Below are 24,288 nucleotides of genomic sequence, written 5' to 3' on the forward strand. Positions count from 1 at the left end.
GACGAGACGCCGCGCATCATACAGCAGCCGGCTTGCGATGCCGGTGGAGAGCGGTCAGCGGCCGGCGGTTTCGGTCGCGCGGTCGCGGCCCGGGACGTGGACGCTGTTGCGCTCGCGCATCCGCCGCCGGTACCAGAACGTCCACAGCAGCAGACAGCCGAACACGGTGTAGCCCATGACCGGCGACACGACCAGCACGCGTTCGACCGGCCAGGTCACGACCATCCAGAGGCGCAGCAGCATTTCCAGCGTCATGAACGCGCCCCACACGAAGGTCATCCGCCGGAGCATCTGCCGCAGCCCGGGCTGCGCTTCCCAGACGGCTTCGAAATGCGCGGCGCCGCCATCCATCTCGCGGGCCACCGTGGCGCGGGCCAGGTAGAAGATCAGCGGGCGTTCGCGGAACAACGACAGCAGGAACACGACGCCGATCGTGCCCGACGCGAGCGATTCGCGCATCAGCAGCGTGCGCGCGCTGCCGCCGAGCGCCATCCCGAGGATCGACAGCGCGATGCCGAGCAGCACGATGGCCGCCACCGCATCGATGCGGCGCGAGCGGATGAATTCGACGATCGACCAGATGATCGGCGGCACCGCCGACGCGTACAGCGCGCCGGTTTCGCCGAAATAAGGCTGCGCGGCCCGGTAGGCAACCCAGGGCAGCACCAGGTTGACGAAGAGTTCGAGGATCAGTCCGGCTCGCGGTTTCACGGTGAGCAATTCCACGCAGGTTGGGGCGAACCCGCGAAGGGCGTGGTGGCCCGCGGTTGCCCCGAAAAGGGTTCGATTGAGTATATCGAAGAATCGGGCGGTGCTGCGGTGCCGTGTCGGCCGCGTGCCGCCGGCGGCGCCGGTGCCATCGTCATGGAAGCGCCGCGGCCGGCAGCGTGATCGTGACCGTGGTGCCCTGCAGCATGACGCTGTGCACGTGGATCGTGCCTTCGTGCCGTTCGACGACGGCCTTGACGAACGCCATGCCGAGCCCGACGCCGCTGGTTTCCGGCTGGCCGGCGGTGCGAAAGCGCCGGTAACGCTCGAACAGCCGCGTCTGGTCCGCGCTGCTGATCCCGCACCCGCTGTCGCGGATCGTGCAGCGCACGGTCTTGCCGTCGGCGCCCGGCTCGACCCGGCATTCGACGCTCGTCAGCGATGCGCTGTACTTGATGGCGTTGTCCAGCAGGTTGATCAGCGCGCGCGACAGCAGCGCCGGGTCGCCTTGTACGATCGTGTCGTCGTGCCGCGGCACGTCGTCGATCGACATGGATTTCCGGTGCGCGAGCGGCCACACCGCGTCGCGTGCCTCGTTCATCAGGTCGGCGAGGTTGACCGGCACGCGTTCGTAGTCGCTGGCCTCCGCACGCGAGAGCTGCGCGAAGCCGTCGGCCAGCGCCAGCGTGTGCCGCGCCAGCTTGCCGATTCTCGCGAACTGCTGCTTCATCTGCACGTCGCCCGCCCGTCGCGCCTGCGTGTCGATCAGGATGATCAGCGAGGTCAGCGGAGCGCGCATGTCGTGCGAGAACAGCGTCAGCATGTCGTTGCGCTGGCGTTCGAGCATGTCGCGGCGGACGGTCGCGTGGCGCAAGGTTTCCAGCGCGTGGTGGATCTGCGTGAGTTCGGGCCCGATGCCGCGCGGCATCGCGACGTGCGACGTATCGCCATCGCTGAGTGCGACGATCCGGCGGCCGAGCGCATCGAGCGGTTTCGACAGCAGTCGCTGCACGCCGCGCGCGAGCGAGGCCAGGATCGCGACGCACAGTGTCGCGGCGAATGCCGACGACGCGACCTTGATCCGGGCGGTGTTCCGGCCGCCGATCGCACGATGCCGGGCCAGATCGATCACGTGGTCGCGCAGCCGCTCGCTCGGCCGGAAATGCGGCACGATCGCGCGGGAAAAGTCGGCCGCACTCATCGCATAGACGCCGTTCTTGCCGCCGGCGACCGCCGCGTCGACGAGCGGCAGGATGTGCGCGTCGAAGGCCCCGTTGAGCTGCGCGTATTCGCGCGCCACGTCTGGGTCGTCGAGCTTCGCGCCGATCGAGCCGTCGATCAGCGCGCGCAATTGCTCGATGCGGCCGCGCATCCGCATGATGTCCGCGAACTGCGTGCGGTCGAGCGCCTGCCGCGCGAACATCGGCGCGATCAGCAGCGAGCCCGTGCGGCCCGCGTATTCGCGGAGATCGCCGAGGAGCCGCGCGAGCAGGATCGCACCCGATGTGCGCGGGTCGCCCATCGCGGTGTCGGTCATGGCGCCGTCGATCAGCAGCGACAGCGTGTCGACGATCCGGAACAGGCGCGCCTGCGCGTGCTGGATATCGTGAACGCTGCGTGTCGCGCGCGGCCGCATGCCGAGTGCGTCGACCTCCGTGCGCGCATCGGCGAGCGTGATCCGGACCGAGTCGAGGGCATGCAGCAGGTTGCCGCGTTCGCGATCGTCGAGCACGGTCGCCTGCGCGATGCCGCCGCGAAAACGTTCGAGCGCCTGGTCGGAACGCACCCGCGCGGCGAGCAGGTGGCGGACCTCGGTGGCGCCGTCGTCCTGCGGGCGCACCAGCAGGTCGTTCGTCGGGCCGCGTTCGGCCGAGATCACGTTGGCGGCGCTCATCGCGCCGCGGACGAATTCGAAGCGCTGCAGGTCGGCGTTCTCCTGCCGGTATTGCCGGACACTCCCCCAGATGATCGTGCCGCACAGCAAGGCCAGCAGCGTGGTGACGAGGGCGAAGCCGATATGGGTCTTCTGCTGGATCGTCAGCGATCGAATGTTGTATGCGCGTTCCCGGCTAGACGAGAATGTACGATTCATGACACACCATGTTTGCAAGCTATCCCGGGTGGGCCCGTATTCTCGGCCTGTCGGCGTCGCGATACCGTAAGGTTTTGTGGGGGGCGGGGGCCGCCTTCAACGGGGCGGCAACGATCCTGGCAGGGATGCCGGACCGTGCCTTGCACAGGATCACCTTGCGTCAGTGTGCTGTCGACATCGGACGAGTCGCGATTGATCCGGAGAAACCCTGAACGCGCATCGGACCGGTGGCGCGTTACGACGGATGGTTTGGATTGCGAATGTTTATGGCCGTCGTATTCGATCGATGCGCGGCACGAAGTTCGCGACGGACGACGGCGGCAAGGAGGGCGCGCTGGAAGGAAACGGCAGGCAGGCGCGCCGCCCGCGCAAGGGTGACGCGCCAGGGTGACGCTTGCAGCCCGCGTGCCGCGGCGCGAATCGCTGCCGCGGCCGCGCGCGCGGTCAGGCGAGGGCGGGCTGGACGATGATCTTCACGTTCCGGTCCTTGTGGTTGACGAGTTCCTCGAAGCCATGCGAGACGATGTCGCCGAGCGCGATGCGCCCGGTGATGAGCGGCTGCACGTCGATGCGGCCGTCCGCGATGAAGCGGATCACGTCCGCGAATTCGCCGTTGTACGCGAGCGAGCCGATCACTTCCTTCTCGGTCGACACGATGTCGAAGAAGTTGAACGGCGCCGGCTCCTCGAAAATCCCGACCATCACCGACTTGCCGGCCTTGCGGATCACGTCGATCGCGAGCTTCGCGGTGGTGGTGTGGCCGATGCACTCGAACGACACGTCGGCGCCATAGCCGCCGGTCAGCGCCTTGACTTCCGCGATCGCGTCGGACGTCTTCGGATCGATGACCACGCTCGCGCCGACCTCCAGCGCCTTCTGCTTGCGCGCGGCCGACATTTCCAGCGCGATCACGCGCCCGGCGCCCGCGGCCTTCGCGCACATGATCGTGCACAGGCCGATCGTTCCCGCGCCGACCACGACGACGGTCTGCCCGACGATGTTGCCGGCCTTCTTCACCGCATGCAGCCCGACCGCGAGCGGTTCGATCAGCGCGCCGGCCTCGGTCGGGAAGTCGTCGGGCAGCTTGTACAGCAACTCGGCCGGCACGTTCACGTATTCGGCGAATGCACCGTTGTTCATCAGCCCGGTGAACGCGAGGTTCTCGCAGATGTTGTACAGCCCATGCTTGCAATACCAGCAGGTGCCGCAATGCTGGCAGGCGTCGGCCGTCACGCGATCGCCGACCGCGTAGCCCGTCACGCCCGCGCCGAGTTCGGCGATCTCGCCGCTGAACTCGTGGCCGAGGATGCACTGGCCCTTCAGGCCCGTCAGCGGATGCGGCGCATCGACCGGGATGAAGACGGGGCCCGCGACGTATTCGTGCAGGTCGGAGCCGCAGATCCCGCACCAGTGCACGCGAATCGTCACCCAGCCGGCCGGCGGGCGCTCGGGAACGGGAACCTGTTCGACGCGGATGTCGTGGCGGCCGTGCCAGACGGCGGCTTTCATGCTGGGAGCTGGGGTCGTTGCCGGTGTACTCACGTTGCTGTCTCCATCAGGTTGTCGTCGGGCGCGAGGCGTGGTTGCCGGTGCGCCCGTCGCGCGAGTGCGCGAACGACCGGTATGCAGGAACGGGGCCAGCTCGAGTGGGGGCGCCAGGCGGCGATTACACGGGATAGGCGCGATGCGATGCACCATTTGCCGGCTCTTTGACGGGAAACGATTTGACGGAGGAGGGTGGTGAGATTTGCTGCAAAAGCAAAAGCTCCGGCGGGGTGAGACGCTGGGACGTTCGTCTCAGCGCAATGAGACGAATCGCGAGACGCACGCTGCCACGCCGATCCATTGCCGCGATCGGCGGAACGGATCGTTGCGCACATTACCCCTTTACTTGAAGTTAACTTCAATTTGTATCATGTGCGCCAGTCCGATCCCGGACGCGTGATGCATCCCGTTGCACGCGGCCGCTTCAACGGAGGGGAAGATGACCGAATCGCCTGTCGCGGCCGATGCCGCCACGCTGCCGTCGCGCAGCCACGGGGCCGCCGTCGCGAACGTCGTGCTGGCGAGCATCGTGTCGGCGCTGCACGTCGGCAAGGCGACGATCGCGTTGCCGTCGCTCCAGCACGAATTCGGCGGCTCGCTCGCGTCGCTGAGCGGGATCATGTCGGTGTTTCCGCTCGTCGGCGTGTTCGGCGGCATCGCGGCCGGCCTGCTGGTGCGACGCTGGGGCGACCGGTTGCTGCTGATCGCGGGCCTCGTCGTCCTCGGCCTGTCGAGTGTCGCCGGCGCATGGGCCGACAGCTTCGCGCTGCTGCTGGCCACGCGTTTCGCCGAAGGGCTCGGTTTCGTGATCGTGGTGGTCGCTGCACCGGCCGTGCTGAATCGCGTGACGCCGGCCGAGCGGCGCAATCTCGTATTTGGCTTGTGGAGCACGTTCATGCCGGTCGGCATGGCGCTGTCGATGCTGGTCGGGCCGTTGCTCGGCGGCTGGCGCAACGGCTGGCTCGCGGCCGCGGCGCTGACGCTCGCCGCGGCGGCCGCGGTGCCCGTCACGACGTCGGCCGATGCGCCGTCGCGGCAGGCCGGCGCGCCGCGTATCGGGCCCGCGCTGCGCGACGTGCTCGCGTCGCGCTCGACCACGCTGCTGGCGCTGGGGTTCGCCACCTACAACGTGCAGTTCTTCGCGGCGATGACGTTCCTGCCGGTGTTCCTGATGCGGCGCCTCGGCGTTGCGGTCGGTGCAGCGGGGGTGATCAGCGCGGCGATCGTCGCCGCGTGCGTGATCGGGAACCTGACGGCCGGCTGGCTGTTGTCGCGCGGCGCACGGCCCGGGATCGTGATGGCCGCGACGTCGGTCGCGATCGGCGCGGCCGGCGCGGGGCTCTTCAGCGCGGCCACGCCGGCGCCGCTCGCGGTCGCGCTGGGTTTTGCGTTTTCGGCGATCGCGGGGATGTTGCCCGCGACGATCCTCGCGTGTGCGCCGGGCTCCGCGCCGACGCCGTCTCTCGCGCCGCTCAGCATCGGCTGGGTCGTGCAGGGCAACTATCTCGGGCAGGTGATCGGGCCGCTCGCGATCGGCTCGATCGTCGGCGCATTCGGCTGGTCGGGCGGCATCGGGCTGATGCTCGCCGCTGCCGTCACCGGTGCGGTGATCGGCCTGTCGCTGCTGCGCGAACCGATGGGCCGGCGCTGAGCGCGGCGCCGTTCAACCTGCACGGAAATCCGTCAAGCATGCTCAACACCATGGAAAGCCTGATTTGTGAAGCTGACCCGCCGTGCGATGCGCCGGCCTGGGTCGAAGACGATGCGATGCCGCCGCGTGGCGGCGTCGCGCGTCCGCTCGTGACGATCGGCCGGGCGCCGGTTCCCGAGCACGCGGCGGCGGCCGTCTCGCCGTTGCGCCCGCAACTGTTCGTCACGGTGCTGGAGGCCGACGACCATGCGTTGCTGATCCGCTGGGTCGAGAGCGGCCGGTGCCATTACGGCGAGCAGCGCTGGCGCTTGCGCGTCGCGTTGCAGCCGGGCCGCTGCGCGATCTCGGGGCAGCCGATCGAGCCGGGCGAGCCGGTGTTCCGGCCGGTGCGAAGGCCCGTGCCGGCCAATGGCGACGAGATGATCTGCCCGGCGGCGGTGCCGGGGGCGGCGGGCCACGCACGTGACGCCGCGCCGGAGGGCGACGACGCGCGCGAGCCGGCCGACGTTTCCGGTTGAACGCCGGCCGGCTGCGACACGCGTTCGTTACTTCTTCACGTCGTGCCGGTACTGGATGAACCCGGCGTTGTTCGCGAGCTTGTCGTAGAGCGCGCGTGCCGTCGTGTTGGTTTCGTGGGTGAGCCAGTACACGCGGCTCGCACCGGCTTCGCGGGCGTGTTCGTACACGGCTTCGATCAGCGCGCCGCCTGCGCCTTGCCCGCGTGCGTCGGGCGCGGTGTACAGGTCCTGCAGGTAGCAGTACGGCCCTTCGGTCCAGCACGAGCGGTGGTAGATCGCATGCACGATCCCGACCAGCGCCCCCGAGGCGTCGAATGCGCCCAGCACGAACATCGGCTCCGCCGGATCCATCAGGCGGGCCCATGTCGTCGCGAACACCGCGTCGCTCAGCGCGGTGTCGTAGAACTTCTGATAACCCTGCCACAGCGGGCGCCACGCGGCTTCGTCGGCGGCGACGAGCGGGCGCACCGTGACGCGCGTCGCGTCGTTCGCGCGGCTGGCCGCATCGCGCGCGCTTGCCTGCGCGTGGCGGATCGCGGTGAGCGACCGGCGCTGCTCGCCCTGCGCGTCGAAGTTCTCCGGGTCGAGCCACGCGTCGAATGCGGCGCGCACATCCGGCCATTCGCCGTCGATGATCGAGAACCACGCGGTGTCGCGATTGCGGCCGCGGTAGATGACCGCCTGCCGGAACGTGCCCTCGTAGCGGAAGCCGAGCCGGGCGGCGGCCTTGCGCGACGGGAGGTTCAGGTCGTCGCACTTCCATTCGTAACGCCGGTAGCCGAGCGTGTCGAACGCGTACTTCATCAGCATGAACTGCGCTTCGGTCGAAACGGGCGTGCGCTTGAGCAGCGGCGAGAACGTGACGGAGCCGACCTCGATCACGCCGTTGGCCGGATCGATGCGCATCAGCGCGAGCGTGCCGACCGCGCGGCCGGTGGCGCGGTCGATCACCGTGTAGTGCAGCGGATCCGGGCTCGCCTGCGCGGTACGCGCGTACTCGCGGTAGCTCGCTTCGTCGGCGTACGGGCCATGTGCGAGATAGGTCCAGTCGCTGCCGTCCGGCGCCTGCGAGTAGGCGGCGTGCAGGTCGGCCGCGTGGCGCTCGGCGTCGAGCGGTTCGAGCCGGCAGTAGCGGCCTTCGAGCACGATGCGCTCCGGGCGCGGACGCGCGGACCAGTCGGGAACGGGGTGGCCGATGGGTTGCTGGAAAGCGTTGGTGAGCGTGGACAAGGTCGATCTCGCTTCGGTTGGCGGCCGGCGACATGCCGGCATGCAGACGATCGTAGTCGCGACGAGGTACCATGAGAAGCGCCAGAGATCGGCAAATTTATGGTGCCACGATTGATGGGGCGCGAATCGCGAGCCGTCGTTCACCAGCCGCGCGCCACGCGCCGTGCGCCACCAGCCGTGCGCCACGTTCCGACATTTTCACGCTGCGAAGTTCCGATGACGACTGTCCTTCCTTCCGGCGATGCGCCGTTGCTGCCGCTCGACGCGCCGCTGGCGCGCACACCCGGCGCGCCTTCGCTGCAGCGCCAGTTGCTGCGTCGCGTGCGCGACGCGATTCTCGGCGGCGCGATGCCGGCCGGCACGCGGCTGCCCGGCACGCGCGCGCTGGCCGAGACGCTCGGCGTCTCGCGCAACACGACGGCGGCCGTCTACGAGCAGCTCGTGGCCGAAGGCTTCCTGCAGTCCGACCGCCGCGGTACGCGCGTGGTCGGGCTGTCACGGCCGGCGCCGCCGCGCCGGCGTGCCGCGCCGCCGGCCGTCGCGCAGCGGCTCGGCCGGATTCGCCCGAGCCGCATCGGCACCGGTGAATCGGAGGGCTTCCGGCCGGGCGTGCCCGCGCTGACGCATTTCCCGGCGGACGCATGGCGCCACGCGATCGACCGCGCGCTGCGCCGCGCCGGCCGCGACCTGCTCGGCTATGGCGACCCGCTCGGCGAGCCCGCGCTGCGCGAATCGATCGCCCGCCACCTGGCCGTGACGCGCGGTGTGCGCTGCGATCCCGAGCAGATCGTGATCACGGAAGGCGCACAGGGCGCGATCGCACTGTGCGCGCAGTTGCTGACCAACCCGGGCGATACGGTGTGGGTCGAGGAGCCCGGCTATCGCGGTGCGCGCACCGCGATGCAGGCGGCCGACCTCGACGTCGTGCCGATGCCGGTCGACGCGGAAGGGCTGCGCACCGACGAGGATGATTGGCGCGAGCGGACGCCGCGTCTCGTCTACACGACGCCGTCGAACCAGTTCCCGACCGGCGCCGTACTGTCGATCTCGCGCCGGCTCGCGCTGATCGATGCCGCGCGCCGGCATCGCGCGTGGATCATCGAGGACGACTACGACAGCGAATTCCGCCACACCGGCGAGCCGATCGGCGCGATGCACGGGCTCGCGCCCGATTCGCCCGTCGTCTATCTCGGCTCGTTCAGCAAGACGATGTTTCCGGCGTTGCGGATCGGTTTTCTCGTGCTGCCCGATGCGCTGCTGGCCGCGGTGCGGCCGGTGCTGCCGGAGATGCTGCGCGGCGGGACGCGCCACGTGCAGCTCGCGCTGGCCGATTTCATCGAGACGGGCGAGTACGGCCGCCATCTCGGCCGCATGCGCCGGCTGTATCGCGACCGGCGGCGGTTGCTGCTGGCTGCGCTGGACGGCAACCTGAGCGTGCCGCATCAGATCGAGGGCGGGCCGTGCGGGCTGCATCTCGCGCTGCGGCTGCCGGCGCGCTACCGCGATCGCGCGATCGTCGACGCGGCGCGTGCGCACGGCATCGGGCCGTTTCCGTTGTCGGGTTTTTCGATCGAGGCGGGATCGGCGGGCAACGGGCTCGTGCTCGGCTTCGGTAATACGTCGGCCGACGCGTTCGAGCCGATGTTGCGGATGTTGTCGGCGATCGCGGAGCGGGTGGGTGGGGCGTCACCTGCGGGTGGCGGGGCGCGGGGATGACGTCACCCGTCGCCGGTGATTTCCGCGACCGTATCGATTTCGCTTTCGATCTCGCATTCGTCTCGGCATCCCGACAGGAGAATCAAGTCATGAAGATGCGAACTGGATCGGTGATGACCGTCGTTGCTCCGGCTACTTTCGCTGCGTGAGCAGGGCGCTCTCGTGCGACGGATGACGATCGGACTTGTGCGGATTGACGAACCGCGCACTTTGTTCGAAACGGCCACCGTCGCGGCTCCGCGCCTGCCGCTCCGCCCGGCATTCGGGTTTCGATTCGTATGTTCGAACAGGCCGCGTGGACTATAAATGGATGGGTGTACCGGGCCTTGTCGAGCGTCTGCGCGTCTCGCGCATGTCGGCGCCGTGACTCCCCGGGGGAGGTGCACCGTGGTTCGCCAGACGCTTGCTCGCGCCGTGCTTTGCACCGCGTTGATCGGGGGCGTGTTTGCCGGCTGTTTGTTGCCGCCGCCGGACGCCTTTGCCGGAACCCTCTCGCCGCCCGTCACGCCGCACCCGATGAAGCAGCGGCCGGCTGCCGCGCCTTACGCGATGCCGGTCGATTTTCCGGCGATCGTCGACCGCTACGGCCCGGCCGTCGTGACCGTCATGACCGCCGCACCCGACCAGCAGGCGAGCGGCCCGTCCTTCGCGATCCTCGATCCCGACGATCCGCTCGCGGCGTTCTTCCGGCATGACGTACCGCCGCCGGCACAAGGTGCACCGGCACAGGTACAGGCACCCGAGATGTTGCCTCGCGCGGTATCGGGCAGCGGCTCGGGTTTCATCGTCAGCGCCGACGGCCTGATCCTCACGTCGGCGCATGTGGTCGACGAAGCGACCGACGTGACGGTACGGCTCACCGACCGCCGCGAATTCAAGGCGACGGTGCTGGCCGTCGACCCGCAAAGCGACGTCGCGGTGCTACGGATCGACGGGAAGAAGCTGCCGTTCGTGCGCGTCGGCGATTCGTCGAAGGTGCGCGCGGGCGAGCCGGTGATGACGATCGGCGCGCCGGACGGATCAGGCAACACGGTCACGGCCGGCATCGTCAGCGCCACGTCGCACCGGATGCCGGACGGCAGCGCGTTTCCGTTCTTCGAAACCGACATCGCGCCGAACCCCGACAATTCCGGTGGCCCCGTCTTCAATCGCGCGGGCGACGTGATCGGCATCGCGGTGCAGGTCTATACGGGCCCGGACCGCTACGCGAGCACGACGTTCGCGATCCCGATCGCGTTGGCCGCAAAGGTGCGGGCGCAACTGCAGAAGCAGATGCAGGCGCAGGCGCAGCAGTCCCAGGCGCCGGATGCGTCGTCGTCCGGCAATGCGATCGGCGTCGACGTGCAGGATGTCGGCATCGGGCTGGCCGCGGCGTTCGGGCTGCCGCGTCCGGCGGGCGCCCTCGTCAATGGCGTCGCGCCCGGCTCGCCGGCTGCCGCGGCCGGCGTGAAGCCCGGCGACGTGATCGTGAAGCTGGGCGACAAGACGATCGGCCGATCGGCCGAGCTGAACGACCTGGCTGCCGCGCTGCCGCCGGGCCAGAAGGTGCCGCTGCGGTTGATCCGCAACCGCGCGCCGGTGATGCTGACGATCACGGGCGCCGACGAGGCCGCCGGCAACGCGGGTGCGACCGTCGGCATGGCTGCGCCGAAGGCGGCTGCACGACCGGCGGCGGGAGCAGCGGCGGGCGCAGCGGCTGCCGACGGCGGCGACCGCCTCGGGCTGACGATGCATGCGCTCAGCGACGACGAGCGCCGCTCGACGGGGCTCGCCGTCGGGATGATGGTGGACGCGGTGCACGGCCCGGCAGCCAAGGCCGGCATCCAGCCGGGCGACGTCGTGCTGGAGCTCAACGACACGCTGCTCGAGACGCCCGATGACATACCGACGCTGGAAGCGAACGGCAGCGTGATCGCGGTGCTGATCCAGCGCAACAACGCGCGGAAATTCGTGTCGGTGCGAGCGCGTTAGGGCGTTGACGCGGTCGGTATCGTCCGCCTACCATCGTTCGATCTCACACGTAGTCAACGAGGCATTCAGGAGCCATCCGGCATGCACGCAGCATTCATCATCGTAGTAGTACCCAGGCGCAGGGTCCGGTAGCGGCACCGCGCCGGCACCCATGCGCCCCCGACTCGTTCGGGGGCTTTTTTTTGCATTGCGCACGGCCGTGCGGCACGTGCATGGAGGGCATCCGCTTGCAATCGAACCTGCCGATCGCTTCCGAACGGGCGTCGCCGAGACTCGCGACGCTGATCCTGCTGTGTGCGTGCTCGGTGCTGCCGCTGAGCCTGTTCCTGCCGTCGCTGCCGGCCATCGCGCGCGACCTGCACGCCGACTATGCGCTCGTCGCGCTGTCGCTCGGCGGTTACGCGGCGGTGGCGGCGTCGCTGGAGTTCGTGATGGGGCCGCTGTCGGACCGGTTCGGGCGGCGGCCGGTCGTACTGGCGAGCGTCGGCGTGTTCGCGCTCGGCTCGCTCGGCTGCGCGATGGCGACCGATATTCGTGCATTCCTGGCGTGCCGGCTGATGCAGGCGGCGATCACGTCGGTCTATCCCGTGTCGATGGCGACGATCCGGGACACCGGCGGCGGGGCGCGCGCGGCGAGCCGGATCGGCTATGCGGCGATGGCGGCCGCGTTCGCGCCGATGCTCGGCCCGACGCTCGGCGGCGCGCTCGACCAGACGTTGGGCTGGCGCGCGAGCTTCTGGCTGCTCGGCGCGGTGGGCATCGCGCTGTTCGTCTGGTGTGCGTTCGACCTCGTCGAAACCCATGCGAACCGGTCGTCGAGCCTCGGGCAGCAGCTTCGCGCGTACCCGGCGCTGCTGCGTGCGCGCCGTTTCTGGGCCTATGCGCTCTGCATGGCGTTTTCGACCGGCTCGTTCTACGCGTTCCTGGCCGGCGCGCCGCTCGCCGCGCAAACGGTGTTCGGCATCGCGCCGGCGGAGATCGGCTTCTTCATGGGGACCATCACGGCCGGTTTCGTGTTCGGCAGCTTCCTGGCCGCGCGCTACGCACGCCGCTACGCGCTGGCCACGACGATCCTGTTCGGGCGGGTGGTCGCATGCGCGGGGCCGTTGATCGGGCTCGCGCTGAGGTTCGGCGGCGTGACGCAGGCGATCGCGTGGTTCGGGCCGTGCGTGCTGGTCGGCATCGGCAACGGGCTGACCAATCCCGGCGCGCATGCCGGCGCGGTGTCGGTGCGCCCGGAACTGGCGGGCAGCGCGTCGGGGCTGGCCGGCGCGATGACGATCGCTGGCGGCGCCGCGCTTTCGTCGCTGACGGGGGCGGTGCTGACAGCCGGCAACGCGGGTTATGCGCCGCTCGCGATGATGCTGCTGTCGGCCGCGATCGCCCTGGCGGCGGCCGTCTGCGTGCGGGTGTTCGATGCGCGCGACGCCGGGCGGTGAACGGAAACGCGCGGCAGCACCGCGCGGAGCCGGGCATGGGGTGGGCACGGCTACCGTGCCGTGGACGATTGGCGGACAATCGATCGATTATCGGGAGACGACGAACCCGCCGCGCGCCGGGCATGCTCCAACGCGTGAAGGGCGACTGGACGAGGATGCGATGAGCGACTTTTCTGATTTCCAGCGAGACATTGCCGACGCCGCGAGAGCGACATTCAGGGCGCTGCGGGCGCAACATCCGGACGAGCATTTCTATGCGTTCGCGCTGTATACCGACAGCGGTGCGATGACGGTGGTGCCGGCGGCCAATTCGGTCGAGGGGCTGCGCCGGATCCGTGAGCAACAGGCCGTCCCGGACGACGACCCGTGGTATGCGTGGGGCTTTTCCGAATGGGCGTACGCGGCGGCGGAAGCGTCGCCGTTCAATGCGATCTGCGGCAAGCTCGCCGATGACGTGCTGAGCCCGCAGTTCGTCCGATCGAGATTCCCGGAATTCGCGCGGCAACTGCACGCCGACATGATCGCGGCGTTGCGCCTGCTCGACCGCGAAGGCCTGTTCGGCACGGGCGACGAAAGGGCGGCGATCACGCTGTTCGTGTCGATCAGCGACGACGATGCGGCCGAGGCGCTGGAAAACGAATCGGCGAAGGCGCTGAATCCGCCGGCCGTCGCCGGCGCATTCCTGCGCCGCTACGACTGACCGAAATCGGTATATTGCACGGCGGCCCCGGACGGGCGACCGCCATGCGTGCTGCGTGACGGCTTACGGCTTCGCGCCCACGACGAATTCGAACGTCGCGACGCCGTCGACGCCGCCCGTGACGCGATCGCCAGGCTGCAGCGCGCCGACACCCGCCGGCGTGCCGGTGAAGATCAGGTCGCCTGCCTTCAGCTCGACCGAGCGCGACACATACGCGATGACGTCGGGCACGGCCCAGATCATGTCGGCCAGGTCGCCTTGCTGGCGCGTGTCGCCGTTGACCGCGAGCCAGATGCGGCCCGTCGCCGGGTGGCCGGTGGCCGCTGCCGCGCGCAGCGGAGTCACGGGGCCTGATGCATCGAAGCCTTTCGCCCAGTCCCACGGACGGCTCAGCTTCTTCGCTTCGGCCTGCAGGTCGCGGCGCGTGAGGTCGACGCCGACGCCGTAGCCCCACACGTGCGACAGTGCGTCGGCCGGGTCGATCGACCGGCCGTCCTTGCCGATCGCGACGACCAGCTCGATTTCGTGATGCAGGTCGTTCGTCAGCGGCGGATAGGCGACGGTGCCGCTGGCCGGGACGATCGCGTCGGCCGGCTTCGTGAAGAAGAACGGCGGTTCGCGGTCGGGATCGGCGCCCATTTCGCGCGCGTGGTCGGCGTAGTTGCGGCCGACGCAGAAGACGCGGCGTACCGGAAAGCGCGCGGACGACTGGTCGACTTCGACGGAAGGACGCTCGGCAGCGTCGATGACATAAGCGGACATCGGATGGCCTCGTTCGGTGATAAGACGGATGCCGCGCCCGTGCGGTGCACGGGCCGGCATGCGTGCAACGATACCCGACAGCCGTGCGGCCGGATGCGACGCAACTGCGTTTTACCGGGACAAAACTACGCGTCGGCCGCCGCCGGGGAATCGTCGCCGTCCGGCAGCGCGGCGTTCGCGTCCCGGTACGCCTTCGGCGACACGCCGACCCGTGCACGGAAGCGCCGCGCGAAATACCCTTCGTCGCGGAAGCCGACCGAGCGTGCGATATCGGCGATGCGCCGGCTGGTATGGGCCAGCAGCGACTGCGCGAGCGCGATCCGGCGCTCGGTCACGAGATCGGTGAAGGTGCTGCCGGTTTCCTTGCGGACCAGGTGCGCGAGGTAGTTGGGCGACAGGAACGCGGCCTCGGCGGTCGCGGCGAGCGTCAGGTCCTCGCGGGTCAGGTTGGCGCGCACGTGCCGCAGCACGCGCGCGAGCGCGTCGCGCCGGCCCGCGCGCTGGGCGCCGCGCTGCGCGAGCTTGTCGAGCGCACCCGCGTACTGCGTGCAGACGAGCCCGATCAGCTGCAGCAGGTAGCCGCGCAGCAGCGTGGTCGAGCCGAACGTGCGCACGCGATCGGTGTCGAGCATGCACAGCGCGAGGCGGCGCGCTTCTTCGTAGGTGTCGCCGGTCAGGATGAAGTCGAGGTGCTCCTGGAAGCGGAACGGCGTCAGCTCGGGAAAGCGATGCGCGGGCACGTCCTCGAGATCGAGCGGGTCGACGTCGAGATCGGCGCGCAGGAACGCCTGGCTGAAGTTGATGACGATGAAGTGCGCGCCTTCCGGATGCGGGATCAGGTGTTCGCGGTGCGGCAGCACGAACGCGAGCGCGCCGCGCGGAAACGGCCGCGTGACGCCGCCGATCCGCTGCTCGGTGTCGCCGCCGAGATTGAACTGGATCTGGAAATACGCGTGCCGGTGCGGCTCGGTGATCGCCTGGCGCGACGCCTGGTCGCGGATGTAGAAGTCGAGCCGGTCGCTGCGTTCGGGCATCCCGTACAGGCGCGGCGGGGCGATGGAGGGCATGAAGGATTCTGCTGTTCGTGACGCGGTTGAGCCGCGATGGTACAGCGAACCGGGCGCGGCGGCGATCCGTGCGGCCGCATGGCTTCGCCCGGTGTCGCTCGCGGCATGCCGCGCGGCGATTACTCGTCCGGATGGAAGCCGAGATAACTGGCGTGCGGGGTGGCGCTATCGGCACGCTGGCTTGCCGCGCCAACCGACCCGAGCGCATCCAGCGTCGACGTACGGTTCGACACCAACATCCAGGCGATGGCCTCGTCGGCGCCGGCCGGGGCCGACTCCGACGCGCGCTGCGCCGTCAAAGCCGTCAGCGCGGCAAGCAGCGCGGCAGCCGGCGGCGCGTGGACCGCGAACCCTTCGTTGGCCACCGCCGCCGTATCGATCCCCAGCACCTTGCACAACCGCGCTCGCAGCGGCGTCTCGGCTTCGCTCGCCGCACGCGCGAGCGCGATGTTCTCGCGGGTGGCCGCATCGACGATCGTGCCGCCGCGGACGAACGGCGCCTGCTGCCACGCATCGGGCGTGCATTGCTTGCCGTCCGGCACCAGCGGCACGAACGGATTCACTTCGGCCGGATAGATCCGGCACACGAGCGGGCGCGCGTCGTAGATCGCGCACCGCATGTCATCGCCAAGGTTCGGGCACGGCCCTGCATGGGTGGCGGTGAGCATGACCGTGATGCGGACGGGCAGCGAGCCGCTGAGCGCGGCGCTCGAGCGCACGCGCTTGTACGCGGCGAACGCGTTGTCGGGCTCGGGCTCGACGAGCCACGGCATTGCATCGCATAGCAGCTCCACGTGGCCGCCGCGCTGCAGCCACGCGATGGCCTCGTCGATCGTCAGCGGAATCCGCAGGTCGCGGCAGCATCCGCCGCAGCCGTTGCAGGCAAAGTCGATATCGGTGGGGGTGTCGTTCATGCTTGATTCGATACGGATAACAGGGTGCCGCGAAGCGTCGCGACAGGGCAACGGTGCGCGTTCATCGGGTGATCAGCGGCGCGATCCGGCGCCGCAGCTCGGGCACAACGTCGGTGTCGAACCACGGGTGGTGCTTGAACCACGCCTGATTGCGCGGCGACGGATGCGGCAGCGGCAACACGTCGGGGCCATAGTCGCGCCAGGCGTGCACGGTGTCGGTCAGCGTGGCCTTGCGCGACTCGCGCAGGAAATGCCGCTGCGCGTACTGGCCGATCAGCAGCGTGAGCCGGATCGACGGCAGCTCGGCGAGCAACCGGTCGATCCACAGCGGCGCGCATTCGGGGCGCGGCGGGTTGTCGCCGCTTGCGCCGCGGCCCGGGTAGCAGAAACCCATCGGCACGATCGCGAAGCGCGTCTCGTCGTAGAACGTGTCGGCATCGACGTCGAGCCAGCCGCGCAGCCGCTGGCCGCTCGCGTCGTCCCACGGGATGCCGCTCGCATGGACGCGTGTGCCCGGCGCCTGCCCGACGATCAGGATGCGCGCGTCGCGATGGGCCCGCACGACGGGGCGCGGGCCGAGCGGCAGGTCGGCTTCGCAGGCACGGCACGCGCGGATTTCGGTGAGCAGCACGTCGAGCGGCGCGCGCGTGAGTTTCGGCATCGAATCGGATCGGGGACGGAGTGGTCATGCGGCGTCACCCGGGGCCGCGTGCCGGGCGCCGGCAGGCGGCCAGGGAAAGGCGAGGCGCGGGAGCGCGCGCCGCCTGCATCACGCGGTGCGCATCACGCCTGCGACAGGCCCGGTGCACCGCTTTCGGCGACGGCAGCATCATACAACGCGGTTTGCGCGATCGCCCGGGCGATCCCCGCGTCGTCGTGCGCGCCGTCGAGCATGCCCCAGCGCCGGTATTGGGACAGGAACCACTCGCCATCGCGCGGATCGGGGCGGTTCACGGCGCCGCCGTCGTGGAAGCGGATCGGCAGCGGCGGCACGGCGAACGGCCCCGAGCCGTAGTCGCCGAGCAGGCGCGGCGCGATCAGCCGGGCCGGCACGCCGAGCGCATCGGGCGACGCGAGCCAGTCGGCCGCCTCGCGACGGTGCGCGGCGCTGTCGAGCCACGCGCAGGCATCGACGAGCGTGCGGATCAGCGCGCGGGCCGTGGCCGGATACAACGCGACGAAATCGCGCCGGGTCGCGAGCACCTTCTCCGGATGATCGGGCCAGATTTCGCTCGTGACGGCAACGGTCCGCCCCGCGCCGCAGGCCTCGGCCACCGCATGCCACGGCTCGCCGGCGCAGAAGCCGTCGAGCTCGCCGCCGGCGAGCGCGGCCACCATCTCCGGCGGCGGGATCACGACGCTGCGCACGTCGCGCAGCGGATCGACGTCGTGCGACGCGAGCCAGTGGTTCAGCCACATCGCGTGCGTGCCGGTCGGGAACGTCTGCGCGAGGAGCGGCTTGCGGCCGAGCGTCGCGAACGCGTCGCGCACGCTGCCGCTGGCGCGATACGCGTCGGCGAGGCCGCGCGACAACGAGATCGCCTGGCCGTTGCGGTTCAGCACCATCAGCGCGGCCATGTCGGCCTGCGGGCCGCCGATGCCGAGCTGCAATCCGCAGACGAGCCCGTACAGCGCATGCGCGGCGTCGAGCTCGCCGCTCAGCAGCTTGTCGCGCACGGTGGCCCACGATGGCTGGCGGCTGAGTTCGAGCGTGAGGCCGTGCCGTTCGCCGAGGTTCAGGCGCTGCGCGACGATCAGCGGGGCCGCGTCGCTCAGCGCGACGAACCCGAGGCGAAGATGTGCGCGTTCCGGCGCGGCGGGAGAGGAGGTATCCATGGCATTCATGACTGGGGTGACGCGTCGAGCAGTTGCCGCGCGACGTCGACGATGCGCAGGCCCTGATCCATCGCGCGCTTGCGCAGCGCCGCGTAGGCGTCGTGTTCGGACACCTTGCGCTCGTCCATCAGCAGGCGCTTCGCGCGGTCGATCAGCTTGCGTTCCGCGAGCTCGCGCTCGACGTCGGCCAGCCGGCGGCGCAGCGCGTCGTCGTGCGAGAAGCGGGCGAGCGCGACTTCGAGAATCGGCGCGAGGCGCTCGGCCGACAGCCCTTCGACGAGATACGCGCTGACGCCCGCGCCGACCGCCGCGCGGATCAGCGACTGATTGGCGTCGTGACTGAACATCAGCACGGGGCGCGGCGCGGTGGCGTGCATCACGGCAAGCTGCTCGAGCGTGTCGCGCGACGGGGAATCGGTATCGATGATCACGACGTCGGGATGTTGCTCCTCGACGGCGGCCGGCAGGCGCGCGGGCGTCGCGACGTCGTTCAGCATCTCGTAGCCGAGGTGCGCGAGCGCCTCGCCGAGCTCGCCGATCGGCTTGTCGGTGTCGGTGACGAGCAGCACGCGCAGGCGGGGGGAAGAAGCAGACGGACTCATGACGCGGACGGCGGCGGCGAAATCGTGGCGCGATGGGCGGATCGGGGGCGGCGGCCCCGTGCGGACCTCGGGTCGGTGCCGCGCGCGATGGCCCGGCGGCCGGCGCCGCTGTCTTCATGATAGGTAGGCGGCCGGTGCCGCGTGGCGTCGCGCATGCTACGCGGCCCGGGACAAGGCCGTTTCGATCGCGGTGCCCGCGTCCGGCACGTGCTGCACGGCCGCTTCGCCGATCGCGCCGCCGACGAGGATCACGGCCGGGCTGCCGAGCCGCGCGGCGTCGATGCCGCGCGCGAGACCGCCCAGCGTGCCGGTCCAGCGGCGTTCGTCGGGCGTGCCGGCCCATTGCACGGCCGCGGCCGGCGTCGAGGGCGACAGCACGGCGAGCAGGCCGGCGGCAATACTGTCGACGCGGCTCATGCCCATGTAGATCGCGAGCGTGGTGCCGGTCGCCGCGAGACGCGCCCAGTCGGGTTCGCCGTGGTCCTGACGGTGGGCGGTGACGAACGTGACGCCGTGGCAATGCGCACGGTGCGTGAGCGAGATGCCGAGGCTCGCTGCGGCCGCGAAGCCCGACGAGATGCCGTTGACGATCTCGACCGGAATCGCGGCGGCGCGCAGCGTCGCGAGTTCTTCGCCGGCACGCCCGAACAGCAGCGCATCGCCGCCTTTCACGCGCACCACGTGCGCGCCGCGCAGCGCGTGGCGGCGCATCAGCTTCTCGATGAATGCCTGCGGCGTGGAGCGGCAGCCGCCGCGCTTGCCGACGCGGATCACGCGTGCCTGCGGCGCGAGTTCGACGATGCCGGGCGCGACGAGATCGTCGAGCAGCAGCACGTCGGCGGCGGCCAGTGCCTTCACGGCCTTCAGCGTGAGGAGATCGGGATCGCCGGGGCCGGCGCCCAGCAGCGTGACTTTGCCTGTCGTCATGTCGTGTTCCAGTGCCGCCGGCATGCGGCGGTCGATAGCGCGTATGTCTTGCGCGGCGGCGGCGGGCGGTCGAAACGCACCGGCATCCGGCCGTGCCGCGCACGGAAGGACGCCGTTGTCCTGATCGGCCCGCCTGAATGACGGGCAGGGTTTGCGGGGACTGCCCACCGGCGCCGTTGCCGGTGTCATCAGCGGATTCAGCAATATCCGGGCCAACCGGCATGACGCGTCGCGCCGGGGCGGCGGCAACGGCGCGCATTGCGCCGCGCGATGCCCCCGAGCGTGAAGGCAGCCGCCGCGCGCGGGCAGCCGCGATGCCGCATCGGCGTGCATCGTGCCCCGTCAGCGCGCACCGCGATGTCGCACGGCGACAGTGCTGCAGCGCACCACATCTGTGCCTCGCTGCCTCACGGCGCATCGTGGGTCGCACGAAGCCGCGCATCGTGCAACGCCCGACGAGCCTTGCGTGGCGGGGCTGCGGGCCCGATTAGCGACGACATGGCACGGCGTTTGCGTCAGGGGCTTCGGGCGGATCAATGGCGATTCGTCCGGCAGTACCGATTACCGACGCGCCCGGCAACGGGCTTCATGGGCAACGGCGTCCTACGCATCGGGTCTCGACGAGACCGGGTGCGCAGGACGCCGTTTTTCGTTTGGCGGATGACATGACCGACAAAGCTACCCGTATCGATCTCTTCAGCTTCCGCACCGCGCCGATGCGCGCGTTCCACCTGACGTGGATGGCGTTCTTCGTGTGCTTCTTCGCGTGGTTCGCGTGCGCGCCGCTGATGCCGCTGATTGCACGCGAATTCCACCTGACGGCCGCGCAGGTCGCCAACATCAACATCGCGGCGGTGGCCGCGACGATCGCCGTGCGGCTGCTGGTCGGCCCGCTGTGCGACCGCTTCGGCCCGCGCCGCGTGTACGTCGGCCTGCTGCTGCTCGGCGCGATCCCCGTGTTCGCGGTGTCGTTCACGCACGATTACCTGTCGTTCCTGATCTGCCGGCTCGGCATCGGCGCGATCGGCGCGGGCTTCGTGATCACGCAGTACCACACGTCGGTGATGTTCGCGCCGAACGTGGTCGGCACCGCGAACGCGACGACGGCCGGCTGGGGTAACGCCGGCGCAGGCGCGACGCAGGCGCTGATGCCGCTGCTCGTCGCCGCCGGCCTGATGCTCGGCTTCGGCGAGGATTCGTCGTGGCGCATCGCGCTGGTCGTGCCGGGCGCCGCGATGCTCGTGATGGCCTGGGCGTACTGGCGCTTCACGCAGGACTGCCCGCAAGGCGACATCATCGCGCTGCGCCACGCAGGCGTGACGGTCGACAGCGGCAAGAAGGGCGGCTGGGCGAGCTTCTTCGCGGCCTGCGGCAACTATCGTGTGTGGATGCTGTTCGTCACGTACGGCGCGTGCTTCGGCGTCGAGGTGTTCATCCACAACATCGCCGCGCTGTACTACGTCGATCACTTCAGCCTGTCGCTGAAGGACGCCGGGTTCGCGGTCGGCCTGTTCGGGCTGCTCGCGCTGTTCGCGCGTGCGCTCGGCGGCTGGCTGTCCGACAAGATCGCCGCAAGCCGCAGCCTCGACGTGCGCGCGACGCTGCTGTGCGGGCTGATCGTCGGCGAAGGGCTCGGGCTGATCTGGTTCTCGCATGCGCAAAGCGTCGGCATCGCCCTCGTCGCGATGCTCACCTTCGGCCTCTTCACGCACATGGCCTGCGGAGCGACCTACGCGCTGGTGCCGTTCATCGACCGCAAGGCACTCGGCGGCGTGGCGGGGATCGTCGGCGCGGGCGGCAACGTCGGCGCGGTGGCCGCGAGCTTCCTGCTGAAGGGTGTCGGCGACGTGCAGCACACGCTGAGCCTGCTCGGCCTGGCCGTCACCGCGACCGCGCTCTGCGCGATGGCCGTGCGCTTCAGCGCGGAACACAAGGCGCGCGAAGCCGAGTTGCGCGACCGCGCGCTGGCTGCCAGCGGCGTCGCGAACTGATCGACCGGAGGAAACGTCACCATGAAACTCATCGTCATCGGCCACGGCATGGTCGGCCACAAGTTCCTCGAATGCGTCGCGGCGGAAGCGGGCGCCGCGGGCGCGCTGCAGGTCACGGTGCTCGGCGAGGAACCGCGTCCGGCGTACGACCGCGTGCACCTGTCGGAATTCTTCGCGGGCAAGTCGGCGGACGACCTGTCGCTCGTCGAACCCGGCTTCTTCGAACGTCATCCGCAATTCGACCTGCGGCTGAACGCGCAAGTCGCGTCGATCGACCGCGCCGCGCATACAGTCACGCTCGCGTCCGGCGAAACGCTCGCGTACGACAAGCTGGTGCTCGCGACGGGTTCGCGCCCGTTCGTGCCGCCGATGCCGGGGCACGATCGTGACGGCTGCTTCGTGTACCGGACGATCGAGGATCTCGAAGCGATGCAGGCGTGCGGCACGCACGCGAAAAGGGGCGTCGTGGTCGGCGGCGGCCTGCTCGGCCTCGAATGCGCGAAGGCGCTGCGCGACATGGGGCTCGACACGCACGTCGTCGAATTCGCGCCGCGGCTGATGGCCGTGCAGGTCGACGACGGCGGCGGCCGGATGCTGCGCGCGAAGATCGAGGCGCTCGGCGTGACCGTGCATACGGGCAAGAACACGCTGGAAATCGTCGATGGCGAGGCAGGCACGCACCGGATGGCGTTCGCCGACGGTTCGCACCTCGACGCCGACATGATCGTGTTCTCGGCCGGCATCCGCGCACGCGACGAACTGGCCCGCGCATGCGGGCTCGACGTCGGCCCGCGCGGTGGCGTCGCGATCGACGACGCGTGCCGCACGAGCGATGTCGACATCTACGCGATCGGCGAATGCGCGGCCTGGAACGGCATGGTGTACGGCCTCGTCGCCCCGGGCTACGACATGGCGCGCGTGGTCGCGAAGCAGCTCGGCGGCGATGCGAACCGTGCAGTCGAAGCCGCCTTCGCCGGCGCCGACATGAGCACGAAGCTGAAGCTGATGGGCGTGGACGTCGCGAGCATCGGCGACGCGCACGGCACGACGGCCGGCAGCCGCACCTACCAGTACGCGGACGAGCGCCGCCAGGTCTACAAGAAGCTCGTGGTGTCCGACTGCGGCAAGTTCCTGCACGGCGCGGTGATGGTCGGCGATGCGGCCGAGTACGGCACGCTGCTGCAGATGATGCTGAACCGCATCGAGCTGCCCGAATCGCCGGAATTCCTGATCCTGCCGTCGTCGGACGGCGTCGCGAAGCCGGCGATCGGCGTCGAGGCGCTGCCCGCGGCCGCCCAGATCTGCTCGTGCAACAACGTGTCGAAGTCGCAGATCTGCACGGCGGTCGCCGACGGCGCGACGAGCCTCGGCGCGCTGAAGACGTGCACCGGTGCCGGCACGTCGTGCGGCGGCTGCGTGCCGCTCGTCACGCAAATCATGAAGGCCGAGATGAAGAAGCAGGGCCTCGCGGTCAACAACCATCTGTGCGAGCACTTCCCGCATTCGCGCCAGGAACTGTTCCACCTGATCCGCGTCGAGCGCATCACGACCTTCGACGAACTGCTCGCGAAGCACGGCCACGGCCTCGGCTGCGACGTGTGCAAGCCGGCGGTGGCGGGCATTCTCGCGTCGTGCTTCAACGAATTCGTGCTGAAGAAGGAACATGCGGGGCTGCAGGACTCGAACGACTACTACCTCGCGAACATCCAGCGCGACGGCACGTACTCGGTGGTGCCGCGCATGCCGGGCGGCGAAGTCACGCCGGAAGGGCTGATCGCGGTCGGCCAGGTCGCGAAAAAATATGGCCTGTACACGAAGATCACCGGCGGCCAGCGCGTCGACCTGTTCGGCGCGCGCGTCGAGCAGCTGCCGTCGATCTGGGAAGAACTGATTGCCGCCGGCTTCGAATCGGGCCACGCGTACGGCAAGGCGCTGCGCACCGTGAAGTCGTGCGTCGGGTCGACGTGGTGCCGCTACGGCGTCGACGATTCGGTCGGCCTCGCGATCGACCTGGAGAACCGCTACAAGGGGCTGCGCGCACCGCACAAGATCAAGTTCGGCGTGTCCGGCTGCACGCGCGAGTGCGCGGAAGCACAGGGCAAGGACGTTGGCATCATCGCGACCGAGAAGGGCTGGAACCTGTACGTGTGCGGCAACGGCGGGATGAAGCCGCGCCACGCGGAACTGCTCGCGTCCGATCTCGACCGCGCCACGCTGATCCGCTACATCGACCGTCTCCTGATGTTCTACGTGCGCACGGCTGACCGGCTGCAACGCACGAGCGTGTGGCGCGACAACCTCGAAGGCGGCCTCGACTACCTGATCGACGTCGTCGTGCACGACCGGCTCGGGCTCGGCGCCGAACTCGAAGCCGACATGCAGCACGTGGTGGACACCTACGAGTGCGAATGGAAGAAGGCCGTGACCGATCCGGAAACGCGCAAGCGCTTCCGCCACTTCGTGAACAGCGACGCGCCGGACACGACCATCGAATTCGTCGAGACGCGCGGCCAGATCCGGCCCGCGACACCCGGCGAACGCGCGGGCGGCAAGCGCGTGTCGATTCCCGTCGTGGCCGAAGGCGTGACGCAAGCCGCCACCGAACCCGCCACCGTTTGA

At 69.8% G+C, this 24,288-nt stretch carries 19 protein-coding genes; 8 read left to right on the forward strand and 11 right to left on the reverse strand.

What is annotated here, in order from left to right:
* Window positions 1-54: 54 nt before the first annotated feature.
* The 3 genes from LGM56_RS04115 to LGM56_RS04125 all read right to left on the reverse strand — a co-directional run bounded on the left by LGM56_RS04115 (window position 55) and on the right by LGM56_RS04125 (window position 4,309).
* Window positions 55-711 (reverse strand): VC0807 family protein, encoded by a 657-nt coding sequence (locus LGM56_RS04115; RefSeq protein WP_226202988.1) that lies wholly within the window; start codon window positions 709-711, stop codon window positions 55-57.
* Window positions 712-862: 151 nt separating this feature from the next.
* The gene (locus LGM56_RS04120) at window positions 863-2,800 is read right to left on the reverse strand and encodes a sensor histidine kinase (protein WP_226202990.1); all 1,938 of its coding nucleotides are present in this window, start codon (window positions 2,798-2,800) and stop codon (window positions 863-865) included.
* A 444-nt stretch (window positions 2,801-3,244) separates the two neighbouring features.
* Complete coding sequence (locus LGM56_RS04125) at window positions 3,245-4,309, reverse strand: 2,3-butanediol dehydrogenase (RefSeq protein ID WP_089475036.1); 1,065 nt, start codon at window positions 4,307-4,309, stop codon at window positions 3,245-3,247.
* A 475-nt stretch (window positions 4,310-4,784) separates the two neighbouring features.
* Here LGM56_RS04125 and LGM56_RS04130 point away from each other — a divergent pair, with 475 nt between their 5' ends.
* Both LGM56_RS04130 and LGM56_RS04135 read left to right on the forward strand, forming a co-directional pair.
* Window positions 4,785-5,996: a CynX/NimT family MFS transporter gene (locus LGM56_RS04130; RefSeq protein ID WP_226202992.1), complete on the forward strand. Its 1,212-nt coding sequence runs from the start codon at window positions 4,785-4,787 to the stop codon at window positions 5,994-5,996.
* A gap of 38 nt (window positions 5,997-6,034) precedes the next feature.
* The gene (locus tag LGM56_RS04135; protein WP_226202993.1) at window positions 6,035-6,514 is read left to right on the forward strand and encodes a DUF3331 domain-containing protein; all 480 of its coding nucleotides are present in this window, start codon (window positions 6,035-6,037) and stop codon (window positions 6,512-6,514) included.
* A 27-nt stretch (window positions 6,515-6,541) separates the two neighbouring features.
* Here LGM56_RS04135 and LGM56_RS04140 read toward each other — a convergent pair whose 3' ends face one another.
* A complete protein-coding gene (locus tag LGM56_RS04140; RefSeq protein ID WP_226202994.1) occupies window positions 6,542-7,744 on the reverse strand; it encodes a GNAT family N-acetyltransferase in 1,203 nt (400 codons plus the stop codon).
* 216 nt (window positions 7,745-7,960) lie between these two features.
* Between LGM56_RS04140 and LGM56_RS04145 the strand changes: the two genes are divergently transcribed.
* The 4 genes from LGM56_RS04145 to LGM56_RS04160 all read left to right on the forward strand — a co-directional run bounded on the left by LGM56_RS04145 (window position 7,961) and on the right by LGM56_RS04160 (window position 13,570).
* Window positions 7,961-9,460: a PLP-dependent aminotransferase family protein gene (locus LGM56_RS04145; RefSeq protein WP_226202995.1), complete on the forward strand. Its 1,500-nt coding sequence runs from the start codon at window positions 7,961-7,963 to the stop codon at window positions 9,458-9,460.
* Window positions 9,461-9,847: 387 nt separating this feature from the next.
* The gene (locus LGM56_RS04150) at window positions 9,848-11,431 is read left to right on the forward strand and encodes a trypsin-like peptidase domain-containing protein (protein WP_226202996.1); all 1,584 of its coding nucleotides are present in this window, start codon (window positions 9,848-9,850) and stop codon (window positions 11,429-11,431) included.
* A gap of 227 nt (window positions 11,432-11,658) precedes the next feature.
* The gene (locus LGM56_RS04155; RefSeq protein ID WP_226202997.1) at window positions 11,659-12,870 is read left to right on the forward strand and encodes an MFS transporter; all 1,212 of its coding nucleotides are present in this window, start codon (window positions 11,659-11,661) and stop codon (window positions 12,868-12,870) included.
* 160 nt (window positions 12,871-13,030) lie between these two features.
* Window positions 13,031-13,570, forward strand: a complete 540-nt coding sequence (locus LGM56_RS04160; protein WP_226202999.1) for a DUF4303 domain-containing protein — start codon at window positions 13,031-13,033, stop codon at window positions 13,568-13,570.
* A 63-nt stretch (window positions 13,571-13,633) separates the two neighbouring features.
* Here LGM56_RS04160 and LGM56_RS04165 read toward each other — a convergent pair whose 3' ends face one another.
* The 7 genes from LGM56_RS04165 to cobA form a co-directional block, all read right to left on the reverse strand.
* Entirely contained in the window at window positions 13,634-14,332 is a 699-nt protein-coding gene (locus tag LGM56_RS04165; RefSeq protein WP_089427313.1) for a fumarylacetoacetate hydrolase family protein, read from the reverse strand.
* 125 nt (window positions 14,333-14,457) lie between these two features.
* Window positions 14,458-15,399 carry a helix-turn-helix transcriptional regulator gene (locus tag LGM56_RS04170; RefSeq protein WP_089496785.1) on the reverse strand — a complete coding sequence of 314 codons (942 nt, stop codon included), beginning with the start codon at window positions 15,397-15,399 and terminating at the stop codon, window positions 14,458-14,460.
* Window positions 15,400-15,518: 119 nt separating this feature from the next.
* Complete coding sequence (locus LGM56_RS04175; protein WP_089496786.1) at window positions 15,519-16,313, reverse strand: YkgJ family cysteine cluster protein; 795 nt, start codon at window positions 16,311-16,313, stop codon at window positions 15,519-15,521.
* Window positions 16,314-16,374: 61 nt separating this feature from the next.
* Entirely contained in the window at window positions 16,375-16,974 is a 600-nt protein-coding gene (locus tag LGM56_RS04180; RefSeq protein ID WP_226203001.1) for a uracil-DNA glycosylase family protein, read from the reverse strand.
* A gap of 122 nt (window positions 16,975-17,096) precedes the next feature.
* Window positions 17,097-18,149, reverse strand: coding sequence for a CmpA/NrtA family ABC transporter substrate-binding protein (locus LGM56_RS04185; RefSeq protein WP_226203003.1), 1,053 nt, complete (start codon window positions 18,147-18,149; stop codon window positions 17,097-17,099).
* Between the two features lie 5 nt (window positions 18,150-18,154).
* The gene (locus LGM56_RS04190; RefSeq protein ID WP_089442307.1) at window positions 18,155-18,751 is read right to left on the reverse strand and encodes an ANTAR domain-containing response regulator; all 597 of its coding nucleotides are present in this window, start codon (window positions 18,749-18,751) and stop codon (window positions 18,155-18,157) included.
* 156 nt (window positions 18,752-18,907) lie between these two features.
* Window positions 18,908-19,678 (reverse strand): uroporphyrinogen-III C-methyltransferase, encoded by a 771-nt coding sequence (gene cobA, locus LGM56_RS04195; protein ID WP_089498110.1) that lies wholly within the window; start codon window positions 19,676-19,678, stop codon window positions 18,908-18,910.
* Window positions 19,679-20,343: 665 nt separating this feature from the next.
* Between cobA and LGM56_RS04200 the strand changes: the two genes are divergently transcribed.
* On the forward strand, window positions 20,344-21,669 hold the full coding sequence (locus LGM56_RS04200; protein ID WP_089496790.1) for an MFS transporter: 1,326 nt from the start codon (window positions 20,344-20,346) through the stop codon (window positions 21,667-21,669).
* Between the two features lie 21 nt (window positions 21,670-21,690).
* Window positions 21,691-24,288, forward strand: coding sequence for a nitrite reductase large subunit NirB (gene nirB, locus LGM56_RS04205; RefSeq protein ID WP_226203006.1), 2,598 nt, complete (start codon window positions 21,691-21,693; stop codon window positions 24,286-24,288).

It is taken from the genome of Burkholderia sp. AU38729 (assembly GCF_020419725.1).
Taxonomy (GTDB): domain Bacteria; phylum Pseudomonadota; class Gammaproteobacteria; order Burkholderiales; family Burkholderiaceae; genus Burkholderia.